Genomic DNA, 11,885 nt, shown 5'->3' on the forward strand with positions numbered 1-11,885 from the left:
AGCTCGCCCCAGCTATTTATGGTCACCAGCGATCCATGCGGGGACAGCCGGTGAAACGCTCCGCCGTCTAGAGGTCAGCCGAGATAGAGAACTTCACTGTCGGCGGCGCATTGCGGGCGATATAGTTGCCAGCGGTTGAGGAGAAATAGCGCTTGCCGGTGACATTGACGGCGTTGACGCGGAAGGTGAGTTCATTGCCGGCGACATCGGCAGTGTAGGACCCGCCAATATCAAACGTCGTATATTCCGGAATGAACAATGTGTTCTGCGGATTGATCGCGCGGTCGCCCACATAGTAGACGCCGCCATTCAAGGCGAGGCCCGGAATGATTTCATCGAAGGAATATTCCGCGAACAAGGAGAAGTTCTTTTTCGCGGTGTTTTCGATGCGGTTCCCGATCAATGCCGGGTTGGCTGTCTCGCCCTGTTTTGCAGAGAGGAACAAGCCGGTCGCGTAAATCGAGAGATTTTCGTTCACTTCGCCGGTGAGGCTGAGTTCAACGCCGGAATATTTCGCCTTACCGTCTTTGACGAACACATTGCTCGCATTCAAATAGGTGAGCTGGCGTTCGATATCGAAATACGCAGCCGTAAGCAGCAACCGGTCCGTAAGCTGCGCCTTCACGCCGCCTTCATATTGGCTACTCTTGCTGGCCGGAATTGTTTCGCCGAAATTCGCGGCGGCTTGCGGCGGCTGCGGTGATGATTCAAGGCCCTCAATATAGGTGCCGTAAAAGCTCAGCCACTCGCGCGGTTTGATGACAAGCCCGCCGGAAAATGAAAACGGGTTGTCTTCAAAGGTCGGGCCTGTGGCTTTGTTGCTGACCTCGTAAAAGGATTTGCGGCCGCCGACCAAGATGCTGATCAGGTCGCCGTCTTCGCCGCCAAACGACATGCGGTCGAAAGCATAAACGCCAAGATCGTCGATCAACGTATCGCGCGCCGCTTCATATGGACGGCTAGGATCGAAGCCCACCAGATCGCCCAGCTCGATCGGATCATAATAGCTCTGCAAGCAATCCGCGGCGAGACCGATCGTGGTGCAATCATCACCGCTCAGGCCTGTGGAGCGCGGAGAAAACTGCCGGCGTTTGGTCTGCGATACGCCGGTGAGCAATTCATGCACGACCGGACCTGTCGCGAAGGTGCCGGCGACTTCCGCTTTGTAGTAATAGTTGCGGTAGATCTGGCCATTGGCGCCGGAGAGCGTCAGCTTGCCGATGCCGGTATCGGAGTCAAAGTTTGAGAGCCGCGTGAAGCGCCGGTCTCTCGTCAATCGCGAAACGCCGCCAGCGACCGTGAAGTTCCACTGATCATTGATGTCGTAGGAAATGTGTCCAAGCGCGTTGTACTCTTCCGCCGTGGCGTAAAGATAATTCGCACCCGGATTTGTTTTCGGATCAACGAGGTCCGGCAGGGATGTGGCGCTGGTGCTGAGCTGAACAATCGTCGGCTCGGTCACTTTTTTGTAGATGTGCTCAAGATCGATATTGAACTGCAGCGCATCGCTCGGGTCGAATTGCAGCGCGAGCGACTGGAAGTTGCGCTTGCCGTCCGTATTGTCGATGCCGGACTCCACATCATTGAAGGCGGCGTTCACCCGCGCGCCAACCGCGCCGAATGTGTCGCCAATATCCACATGGCCGCCATAACCGCCATGGCTGTTGGCGGAGAACTTGCCGAACAGGACCTTTTCAGGGCGCTTGGTCGTCAGGTTGACGATGCCCGATGGCGGCGTGAAGCCGTAATACATCGCAGACGCGCCTTTGAGCGCTTCAACGCGCGCCTTGTTTTCAAGCGGCAGGTCGATCAGGTTGACGATCGGCAATGAACCGTTCAGGCGGAAGTTCGTGCGGTTTTCAACGGCGATGCCGCGAATATCCAAATTGTTGTAGACGGTGGTGCTGGTCTGCGAACTGGTCACGCCCGGCGTATTGCGCAGCGCATCAAGCAGGCCTTCCGCTTGCTGGGATTTCAGCAGCTCTTCTGGAATGACGCTGACGGTAAGCGGCGTATCAAGCTGACGCGCGCCGCGAAAGCTGCCCGCCTGCACGAGGTCGGCGCCGAAGCTGTCCGGACGGTCAGCAGTAACGACAACATTGTCGAGCACCAGCTCGTCGGAGTCGCGCTCATCATTGTCGGCGTCTTGCGCCAATGCCGGAGTCCGAAATGCGGCCACCATCAACAGTGCGCTCGCAGAACATAAAAGCACAGACTTCCCTTTAGCGTAGTTCATCGGAGATCCCCTTCCGTTTTTCCAACGCCGCCCCTCAACGTCTCCGAAGGAGATGCCTGGACACGCCGCATATTTATCGGTCATGCACCCGCGGCTGGAAAACCTTGCCGGCTACCCAACAACGAGAGACGCCCCTCATGGCGACGAGATTGCGCAACGCGCAGTTGAATTTCGCCGCCGCGCCTCACGCCCGGCGGATTTCTTCGCTTTTTCGCCCGCAAATTCAGCGCGTGCATTTCGATGCTAGAAACGTCGTCATTCAACGCGTTGCCTCTCGGCACGTTGCAATCATTAGGCAATCATTCTTTCACAAAGCTGTCATGTGCATTGACCCAAAAAATGAAGACCACACACCGCTTGGCAGGGTCTATTGGCGGCTATTTGCAAGGCTGGAAATCAACGCTGCATAAGGCGCCGCAATATATCCCGCGCCAGAAGCGAGACAGTTACACGAAAGATTGGGGCTGTTAAAAGCAGAAAACTCACACCACACCCGCGAAAATTCGCCCCGGTGTAACTTGAAGGATACAGCGTGAAAAATCTTTCTCTCAGCAGACGGCGTTTTGGTTACCTGACGATGGGCGGCGCGGGCTACGCCCTGCTTCAAGGGTGTGATCCGTCCAGGGACCGCGGCAATGCAAGCGCCCCCTCCCACCAGCCCGGCCCGGAAGGCCCATGGAGCGACGGCCTGCCCCGCAATACGCCCGAAAGTCAGGGCGTGTCCTCCGAATCGATCCTGAATTTCCTCGCCGATGTTGAGGCCGCGGGCCTTGAGCTGCACGGATTTATGCTGATGCGCAGCGGCCAGGTTCTGGCGGAAGCCTTCTGGCGCCCGTTCAGTGCAGAGCGCATGCATATGACGCATTCATTAACCAAGAGCGTCACGGTTACCGGCGTCGGGCTGGCGCTTGATGAAGGCCTTTTCTCCCTCGACGACAAGGTTGTTTCCTTCTTTCCAGATCAGGTTCCCGCCGATGCGAGCGACAACATTAAAGCCATGACCGTGCGCAATCTCCTGTCGATGCAAACAGGACATGCCCATGAAACATCCGGTTCGCTCTGGCGCCCGATTGAAACAAGTTGGGTCACTGAGTTTTTCAAAATTCCCGCCCCTTACCAGCCGGGCACGTTTTTCAAATATACAAGCGCGGCAAGCTTCATGCTTTCGGCCATCGTCTCAAAAGTCACGGGACAGACGATGGAACAGTATCTGCGCCCGCGCTTTCTGGACCCGCTGGGCATCAACAACCTGCATTGGGATCTAAGTCCCGGCGGCGTCAATCCGGGCGGCAACGGACTTAGCTGGACGACCTCTGATTCTGTTAAAACTCGGCGCACTGCATGCGCAGATGGGCGAGTGGAACGGGCAGCGGATTCTGTCCCGCGAATGGATTGAATCAGCCACGGTTAAACAGTCCGGCGATGAAGAAGAAGGCGACTATGGCTATCAGTGGTGGATCGGGCCGGGGAAATCCTATTTCGCGCTCGGTCTTTTCACGCAGATGGCCATCGTCTTCCCCGAGCATAACGCCACCATCGCGCTGTTCTCAGCGATAGACGGCAGCAGCAAGCTCAAGCCTTATATTTGGAAGCATTTTCCGGCCGCCTTCGGCCCCGCTCCCCTGCCCGCATCCGAACAAGCGGCGGCGCTATCGGAAAAAACAAAATCCGCAAACCTCCTCCCCGCTCTTAACGGCGCCGTCAATACCGATCTCGAACACCGGATATCGGGGCATCGCTTCTCCCTTGCAGAAAATGATCAGGATGCAGAGTGGGTGTCTTTTGAATTTGGCAAGGATGTCTGCAAGTTCCATCTTGCGGACGCCCGGGGCGAGCACAAAATCTCCGCCGGACGCAAAGAATATGTTGAACAGCCGACAAGCATGACCGGCAACCGCCTTCATCACCAATATCAGATGGATGACATGCGCGTCGTCGCCGGCGCGCGCTGGCTTGATGACAAAACGCTGGAAATGACCTGGCACTATGTTGAAACCGCTTTCCGCGACACGGTGCTGTGCCGGTTTGACGGCGACGCCGTCGCCATTGACAGAAGCGTCAATCTCAACAGCGCCGAAACATCATTGCCGACACTGACTGGCGTCATGGCGTAGCGCCGCGACGCGGCGATTGCAGGATGATATGCGTTTTTGGCGCCTGATCTGGCTGAGCCTCCTCCTGATGCTTGCAGGAGGACGCGCCTGTCTGGCCCACGCCCAAGCGCCGGCGCAAAAACCGATCGGCGAGTATTCCCTGCATGATTTCGCCGCCAAATGGATGATGCAGCAAGACGATATTGCTGACATCAATCGCTATGCCGCCGCAAATCAGGCGCTCATCGCGCGCGGCGACAATGATCGCCTGATTGTCCTTTTTGGCGATTCGATCACTTTTCATTGGCCGCAAGAACAACTTCCGGCGCTAGACGCGCATCAATTCGTCAATCGCGGGATTCCCGGTCAAAACAGCAGTCAGATGCTGTTGCGCTTTGAAAGCGACGTTGTCGCTCTGGGCCCCAGCGTGGTTGTTCTGCTGGCCGGAACAAATGATTTGCGCGCTTATGCCGGCAGGCCGGAAGCCATCCGCGAGCAAGTGCTGGACCGGGCGACCCGCAACATCACAGCGATGGCGGACATCGCCAAGGCGCGGAATATCGACGTGGTCTTATGCGCTTTGCCCCCTGTCGGCCCGACACAGGCTGGCGTTTTCCGCGATCCGGAAACGATTGTCGCGCTGAACCACTGGCTAAAAGATTTCGCCAACACCCGCGGCCTTGGCTTTGTCGATTATCATCACGCGGTTCTTGGGAAAAAGGGATATCTCAACGCCGCCTATACCAGCGATGATTTGCATGTGAATGCACAAGGCTACCGCGCCATGACGGACAGATTGGTTCCGGTCCTTCATGATCGTCTTGAAAATACCGGCTCCGCCAATTGATGAACGCGCATGTAGCGCTCGCTTGCCGATTCTTCTGTTCGCCTCCTGATCGTTATTAATAATCAATGTCAGCTATGTGACAGGCTAGCGGCGTACCGTTCTGACTGTGCCTATTCATTCAGTTAGCAAAGAGCCCGCGTCATGAAGAAAAACACCCCACGAAACACCGCCTCCACTCGTTGCACATCCTTCTCTCCCAAGACCGCGCTGCTGAGCGCCGCCGCGCTTGGCGCATTTTGCGCACAGCCCGCCCTCGCGGCGGCGCCCGATTTGTCAGCGGCGGAAATTGAAGCGTTGCGACAGGAACTTCACGACATGCGCGTGCAGCAGCAGGCGGCGAGTGCGCGCATGGAAACCATCGAATCCGCGCTAAATCAGCTGGCGGGCGGCGCAATTGCACCAGCGCCCGAAGTCATTGCGCGCCCGGCGCAACAATCGACGGCGCAGTTAGACGCTACGTCTCCCGTCACGCCTTCCCGCCTCAATATGTCCGGTGATTTGCGCCTTCGTTATGAAGGCAATTTTTCAGACACGGCGACATCCCGCAATCGCGGCGTCATTCGCGCCCGCCTGCGCGCGGATTATCAATTGAATGACTGGTTGAAAATCGGCGGACGCATCGGCACCGGCAATCCGGACGACCCCAATAGCGACGACGTGACGCTTTCGGCTTTCGCTGACGATCTCTCCGTCAGCCTCGACCAGGCCTATGCGGCGTTCTCACTCGGCGGCGCAGTCGTGCATGGCGGCAAATTCCCGCTCCCGTTTAAACGGACAGATCTGGTATGGGACGGCGACGTCAATCCGCAAGGCGCGAGCGTCAATTACACATCAGACCTCGGCGGGACAAAAATCGACCTGGCAGGGCTCTATTTCACAATCGACGAGGATGTCGCCGGTCCCGATAGCGATATGCTCGGCGCGCAAATCGGCCTGCGCACCAATACCGGCGGCGATTTCACCCTAAACGGCGCCGTCGCCTATTTTGATTATTCCCTGTCGAGCCTCGGCGGCGCCGACGCCGGAGATTTCCGCAGCAATTTGCTGGCGATGGATGGAAGCTATCTCTCCGACTTCAATCTGCTCAACGTCAATGGCGGTGTTACCTATAGCGGCTTTGGCGCCCGCTGGCCGGTGAGTCTGTCTGGTGACTTTGTCAAAAACTACGGCTCAGCCACCAGTGAAGACACCGGCTATGCCGTGAATGTCAGCGCCGGCCGCGCTAAACAGCAACATGACTGGCGGCTTGGCTATGGCTATATGCAATCGGAAGTCGATGCGGTGTTTGCAGCCTTCAGTCACGATAATCTCGGGCTGGCGACAAACTACAAACTTCATGCGCTAACGGCCGACTATGTGCTTGATGATCATCTGTCCTTGAACGCCACCTATTACCGCTACAGGCCGCTCCACGACATCGACGCGTCCACGATTCAGTCAACCGAATGGCTGAACAGGCTGCGGCTCAACGCTGTTGTGACGTTCTAAGAAAGTTTGTTCTGCGTCGGCGCGCTTACAAAGAAGCGCCGACGCGAACACCCAGCACCAGCGCATCATCGATATCCCGGCGAGACGAAGGGGAAATGATGTATTGCAAATCGGGCTGGATGAAGATGCGGTTTGTCAGCGAATACTGATAGGTCAGCTCAATTGCAATTTCCTGATCGCTTGCGACGCCGTGTTCCGCAACTAGGCTTTCGCGATAGGCGCGTCCTGTCCGGGCCCATGAGATCGCGATGCCGACAAGATCGTCTGGTCGTTCCGCTGCTGGCGCGGCAATCGCAAGGCCGGCGGACGCATAAAACTCAATCGGATTGAATGTCGGGCTGGCCCAGCCGGCGCGCGCAAAACCGGTTACAGTCCGGGCGCCAGTCTGCATCAAGGCCCGCTCGCCGCGAATATAGGCGCCGGCATTGCCGCGCTTTCGCGTCGCCGATGGCGCAAGCGGATCAAACGCCGCACTATACCCCCAGCCGCCGATCAAAACCTTGCCGCTTTCGCCGCCGCGCTCAATTTCGCCAATCAACAACGCTCCCTCATCATCGGCGAATTTCACAATCGTGCGTTTGGGATGATCAGGATCGCCGGGCGTCGCCTCTAAAATGGCGGCCCGGACAACAAGCTGATCGGACAGCTTTCCCTGCAAGCGAATTGCGAGTCCCGGGACCGGGAAAATAGACGGACCGTTTTCTCCGGTTTGGCCAATGTCGCCGCCGATACCGTGCGAGCTGTTTAAAAACACCGCCGCGCTATCGATCACATCGAACTCGGAATTCAAATCATAGAGACCGGCGAGAACCGAGACATTGTCATTTGCAAAGCCCTGCTCGATCCAGGCCTCATAGAGCCGGAACGCCTGCACTGGCGTTTCGATATTGCTGACGACCTGTAAGTCGCCAACCAGTGTTTCAGAAAACCCCCGGCCATTATTATACAAACCGGAGATGTGAACATGTCCGCCTCGCCAGGCGGAAAATTGCGACGGATCGATATCAAGCGCCAGATCCGCATTGTCGAGATACCGGACGCCGCGGCGCAAGCCGCCATCGACATTCGACAAGACGTCAAATGTGTAGCCCGCGCTTATCTCGACGCCTTCCGCCAGTTTCACCTGAGCATTGGCGCGATCAATAACGGCTTCCGATCCGCCAATAGCGGCGAGTCCGCCGGCAAGCGCGCGCCATTTCACCATCTTTAAGCGCGCTCCGCTTTCGGCGCATCGGGCGCGGCGGACGGTTTTCGGTTGGACGCCACCGATGCGATAATCGAAACCAGCGCGACGCAAAGCAGCGTGGCGGAAATCGGCCGCGTCACGAAAGTGCTTAAATCGCCCGAGGAGACAGCCATGGCGCGGCGGAATTCCTGTTCAAGCAAAGGTCCGAGCACCAGCGCCAGCAATATCGGCGCGACCGGAAACTGAAACCGCCGGAACACATAAGCGAGAACGCCGAGCCCCCATGCGATGACCACATCGCCAATGCTGCCTTGCAAGCTGTAGGCGCCGAGCGTCGCAAACACCATGATGCAGCTATAGAGAATGCTTCGCGGCGCGCGTAAGAGCTGCGCCCAAACCCCAACCAGGGGAAGGTTCAAAACAACCAGTAACAAATTGGCGATGTAGAGGCTGGCGATCAGCGTCCACACCAGATCGGCGTTGTTCTGAAACAAGAGCGGTCCCGGTTGCAGGCCGTATAGCTGAAAGGCCGCAAGCATCACCGCCGTGGTCGCAGAGCCGGGAATGCCCAAGGCCAGCAACGGCACCATACTGCCGCCAGCCGACGCGTTATTGGCCGCTTCCGGCGCGGCGACGCCTTCGATCGCGCCTTTGCCGAATTGTTCCGGGCGTTTTGAAAAACGCTTTTCAACGCCATACGCCATGAAGGTCGCCAAGGTGCCGCCGGAACCGGGCAACACGCCCGCGAAGAACCCGATCAACGCGCCGCGAACCCAGCCGACACCCGAGCGCACCCATTCCTGCGCGGTCAACATGACCTTTTGATTTTTGAAATCTTCCACTTGCTTGGCGTGACCGCCGGAGGCGACCCACAGCACTTCCCCGATTGCAAATAATCCGATGCCGCCAAGCACGACATCAATGCCGTTATAAAGATGCGGGATGCCGAATGTGCCGCGCGCGACGCCGGTCTGCAGATCAATGCCGATCATCGACAAAAGCAGGCCCACGCAAGCGGCAAACGCCGCTTTGGTCGCCGACTTGCCGGCGATCGCCGCCACCATGGTGAGCGCCAGCAACATTAGCGAGAAATAATCCGCCGGCCCGAATTGCAAGGCAAAGACGATCAAAAGCGGCGCCGTCAGCGTCAACATCAATGTCGCAAACCCGCCGCCAATGCAGGAGCCAATCGCCGCCACCATCAACGCCTTGCCGGCCTGTCCGCTTTGCGCCAGCGGGAAACCGTCAAAGGTGGTGACGACCGCTGCGGAATCGCCCGGCGTGTTGACCAGGATCGAGGTGATCGCGCCGCCATACATCGCGCCGTAATAGATGCCGCCAAACATGATGAAAGACGAAATCGGATCCAGCCCGAAAGTCATCGGCAAGAGCAGCGCAATCGCGACCGCCGGACCAAGCCCCGGCAAGACGCCGGTCATGGTGCCCAACAGCACGCCCAAAATGCCGAACAGCAAATGTTCAGGCGCCAGCGCGGAAGCGAAGCCGGCGCCGAGTTGAGAAAAAGTCGTTGAAATATTGTCCACGCCAATATCCTGCTAGGGCACGCTAATCAGAAGCATTTTTTCGAAAACGATGAAGACGGCGCAAGTGAAGAACACTGCGACGATGATGTCGCGAAGCGTCTGCTTGCTCCCCATCAAGCGCGCCTGCGCCACCAGATAGAGCGGCGTCGCGTAAAAGAAACCGATTTTGCTGAGCACCAGGACAAAACCCAAAATCAGACAGGCGCTCAGCGCAAAATTGTTCCAGGAAAGTTTTTTGCCCGCATCATCCGCCTCGCCTTCGTCGCTCGCGCTAACGGGCGCGACACGACGCCATCGCTGATAGACCATCAATGAGCCAAGCATCACCAGCATCGCGATGATGAGCGCGGGAAAGAGATATGGCCCGGTCGAAGAGTAACCCTCGCCCAGCGCGCCCATCCCCAGCGAAACCAGAAGCTGGGCGGTGATCGAGGTTTGATCGCTGACAAACTTTTCCAGTTCCGGCCCGGTCAGGAACCGGTCTTCCCAGAAATAGGTATCCAGAATTTTCCGCCACTCCGGCGAGGCGCGCATCTGGGTAATCATGTCGAGCAATTGCGCGCGCTCTTTCGGGCTCACGCCGGGGCCCGCCATGACAAAGCGCCAGTTTTCTAGAACAATGTCGAGGCCGAATTCCTTGATGGTCGGCACATCAACGCCGGGGAACCGGTTCGGCGACGATATTGCGAGAATGCGCATCTTTTTCGCCGCCGCCAGATCTTTCCATTCCGCATAGCCCGCGACGCCCGCCATGATTTGATTGCCCATGACGGCAGCCGCCGCTTCGCCGCCGCCCGTATAAGCGACATAGTTCAATGACGCCGGGTCAACGCCCGCTTCACGCGCGATCAAGCCGATCAACAAATGGTCCGCACTGCCCGCTGATCCGCCGCCCCAAACAAATTTCTCCGGGTCTGCACGAAACTGCACCAGCAAATCTTCAAAACTCAAAAGCGGGGAGTCACTTGCAACTGCGACAACATTATATTCGCTCGCCAGCCGCGCCAGCAGCTCCACCTCATTCAGGTTAAAGCGGCTGTCATGCATGATGAGCGCGCTGACCAGCGTGCTGCCGCCCACCATCAGCGTGTAAGGATCACCGCGATGTTGCGTGATCAGTTCCGCAAGACCGATTGTGCCCCCGGCGCCGCCGCGATTCACCACCTCGACCGGCACCGGCGAAATATGCTTTGTCGTCAGAACGTGCTGCATCAGCCGCGCCAGTTGATCCCAGCCGCCGCCGGGGCTCGCCGGCGCGATGACGGTTATCGGCCGGTTCGGAAATTCTTCGGCCCCCGATGCAAGCGCGTTATAGGCGAAGCCTTCATGCTGCGCATAGCGCGCTGCGAGGGGGCGAGATAGACGCCGACAGCCACGATCAAGGCGGCGTAAAAGGCGATCCTTTTTACGCTAAACGAACGCTTTTGAGTGCTTTGGTTTTCATGCCCCATCAGACTGCTCTTTAGTCTCCCCGCCCGGCGCCACAGCCCGAAAGTCCGGATGCGTCGCGCCTCATCAATACGCTACATCAAGCGCGTTGTTTGTTATTTTTGCGCTTGCCGCTCAACTTGCAGGCTGATCAGCGCTGCTACGGCGCCATCAACCTGCAACCACCGTTCTCGATTACTCGGAGAACGCCACCAGTTCGGCGATGGCGATGCCGGTCTCTTCACGGATGTCGCCCTTGCGCTGATGAAAATCGACCCATTCCGGATTGTCTTTCAATGCTGCGCGCACCTTACCCTTGACGCGGTCACGTTGACCGAAAGAGCGAAAATCCTTGTACTGCTGAATAATCAGCGAGTCCCAGGGCGTGCCGGCCGGATAGCGGTTGATCAGCACTTCATAGGCGCTGAGGGCGCCTTCTTTTAACCAGCCTTCAAATTGCGGCAAAACATATGCGCGCGAATAAGCCCGATATTCGCTAGTGCTGTGAAATGTGTAAGGGATGACGAGATATACCGCATCCGTCCCGTCTGAAGCGCCTTGCGCTTGCGCATGAGAGTCGACGTCTGCGGCCACCGTCATAACCGGCGTCGCCAGCGAAAGCCCTTTCGCCGTCAGCCCGGCGGGCGACTTCTTCACAAGTTCATTCCAAACAGCGACCGCGTCGCTGTCGACGAATTGCAACTCCACCATCGCATCCCAGTCATAGGACTGCTCGTACCAGCTGAAGAAAATACGATAGCTTTTCAGAACGCCGTCTTTACGCATGCCGTCCAGCATCTTGCGATGCGTCGTGTTCAAATAGTCACGAAACGCAGGACGATTTTCCGCGCTCGCCTTGTAGGAAATCACCAATGCGCTGGGGCCGTTTTCCAGTTGAGATTGCGCGCTCGCGGAACCGCCTGCGCCAATAACCGTCGCGAACAATAATGAAACCGCCAACAAAGCCGCTGACGCCGCTTTGCGGATTGTCGCCGCCACAGTCACGCTTTGGTTTTTTTCTGAATTCGACACGCGCCCGCCCTTTTACCGCTACTATCTGTAG

9 protein-coding genes are annotated in these 11,885 nt (G+C 57.7%); 4 read left to right on the forward strand and 5 right to left on the reverse strand.

What is annotated here, in order from left to right:
• Window positions 1–67 precede the first annotated feature (67 nt).
• Entirely contained in the window at window positions 68–2,236 is a 2,169-nt protein-coding gene (locus AC0L8G_RS00245) for a TonB-dependent siderophore receptor (RefSeq protein WP_473385988.1), read from the reverse strand.
• A gap of 532 nt (window positions 2,237–2,768) precedes the next feature.
• On the opposite strand from AC0L8G_RS00245, the gene AC0L8G_RS00250 reads away from it, so the two are divergent.
• The 4 genes from AC0L8G_RS00250 to AC0L8G_RS00265 all read left to right on the forward strand — a co-directional run bounded on the left by AC0L8G_RS00250 (window position 2,769) and on the right by AC0L8G_RS00265 (window position 6,664).
• Window positions 2,769–3,632 (forward strand): serine hydrolase domain-containing protein, encoded by an 864-nt coding sequence (locus AC0L8G_RS00250; protein WP_473385989.1) that lies wholly within the window; start codon window positions 2,769–2,771, stop codon window positions 3,630–3,632.
• Window positions 3,586–4,350, forward strand: a complete 765-nt coding sequence (locus tag AC0L8G_RS00255; RefSeq protein ID WP_473385990.1) for a hypothetical protein — start codon at window positions 3,586–3,588, stop codon at window positions 4,348–4,350. Before AC0L8G_RS00250 ends, AC0L8G_RS00255 begins: the two co-directional genes overlap by 47 nt.
• Before the next feature lie 28 nt (window positions 4,351–4,378).
• On the forward strand, window positions 4,379–5,176 hold the full coding sequence (locus AC0L8G_RS00260) for a GDSL-type esterase/lipase family protein (RefSeq protein WP_473385991.1): 798 nt from the start codon (window positions 4,379–4,381) through the stop codon (window positions 5,174–5,176).
• A gap of 141 nt (window positions 5,177–5,317) precedes the next feature.
• Window positions 5,318–6,664 carry a putative porin gene (locus AC0L8G_RS00265; RefSeq protein WP_473385992.1) on the forward strand — a complete coding sequence of 449 codons (1,347 nt, stop codon included), beginning with the start codon at window positions 5,318–5,320 and terminating at the stop codon, window positions 6,662–6,664.
• A gap of 25 nt (window positions 6,665–6,689) precedes the next feature.
• Here the strand turns inward: AC0L8G_RS00265 and AC0L8G_RS00270 are convergent, their stop codons facing one another.
• The 4 genes from AC0L8G_RS00270 to AC0L8G_RS00285 all read right to left on the reverse strand — a co-directional run bounded on the left by AC0L8G_RS00270 (window position 6,690) and on the right by AC0L8G_RS00285 (window position 11,854).
• The gene (locus AC0L8G_RS00270) at window positions 6,690–7,868 is read right to left on the reverse strand and encodes a carbohydrate porin (RefSeq protein WP_473385993.1); all 1,179 of its coding nucleotides are present in this window, start codon (window positions 7,866–7,868) and stop codon (window positions 6,690–6,692) included.
• Between the two features lie 2 nt (window positions 7,869–7,870).
• Window positions 7,871–9,394 carry a tripartite tricarboxylate transporter permease gene (locus AC0L8G_RS00275; protein ID WP_473385994.1) on the reverse strand — a complete coding sequence of 508 codons (1,524 nt, stop codon included), beginning with the start codon at window positions 9,392–9,394 and terminating at the stop codon, window positions 7,871–7,873.
• A gap of 12 nt (window positions 9,395–9,406) precedes the next feature.
• Window positions 9,407–10,606 carry a tripartite tricarboxylate transporter substrate-binding protein gene (locus tag AC0L8G_RS00280; protein ID WP_473385995.1) on the reverse strand — a complete coding sequence of 400 codons (1,200 nt, stop codon included), beginning with the start codon at window positions 10,604–10,606 and terminating at the stop codon, window positions 9,407–9,409.
• A 411-nt stretch (window positions 10,607–11,017) separates the two neighbouring features.
• Window positions 11,018–11,854 carry a hypothetical protein gene (locus tag AC0L8G_RS00285; RefSeq protein ID WP_473385996.1) on the reverse strand — a complete coding sequence of 279 codons (837 nt, stop codon included), beginning with the start codon at window positions 11,852–11,854 and terminating at the stop codon, window positions 11,018–11,020.
• Between the last annotated feature and the right edge of the window lie 31 nt (window positions 11,855–11,885).

It is taken from the genome of Hyphococcus sp. D3-15 (genome assembly GCF_055809375.1).

Coding starts and splice junctions, on each gene's coding strand:
- AC0L8G_RS00245 (WP_473385988.1), bottom strand. CDS start 2,236: ATGAACTACGCTAAAGGGAAGTCTGTGCTTTTATGTTCTGCGAGCGCA.
- AC0L8G_RS00270 (WP_473385993.1), bottom strand. CDS start 7,868: ATGGTGAAATGGCGCGCGCTTGCCGGCGGACTCGCCGCTATTGGCGGA.
- AC0L8G_RS00265 (WP_473385992.1), top strand. CDS start 5,318: ATGAAGAAAAACACCCCACGAAACACCGCCTCCACTCGTTGCACATCC.
- AC0L8G_RS00280 (WP_473385995.1), bottom strand. CDS start 10,606: ATGCAGCACGTTCTGACGACAAAGCATATTTCGCCGGTGCCGGTCGAG.
- AC0L8G_RS00260 (WP_473385991.1), top strand. CDS start 4,379: ATGCGTTTTTGGCGCCTGATCTGGCTGAGCCTCCTCCTGATGCTTGCA.
- AC0L8G_RS00255 (WP_473385990.1), top strand. CDS start 3,586: ATGGGCGAGTGGAACGGGCAGCGGATTCTGTCCCGCGAATGGATTGAA.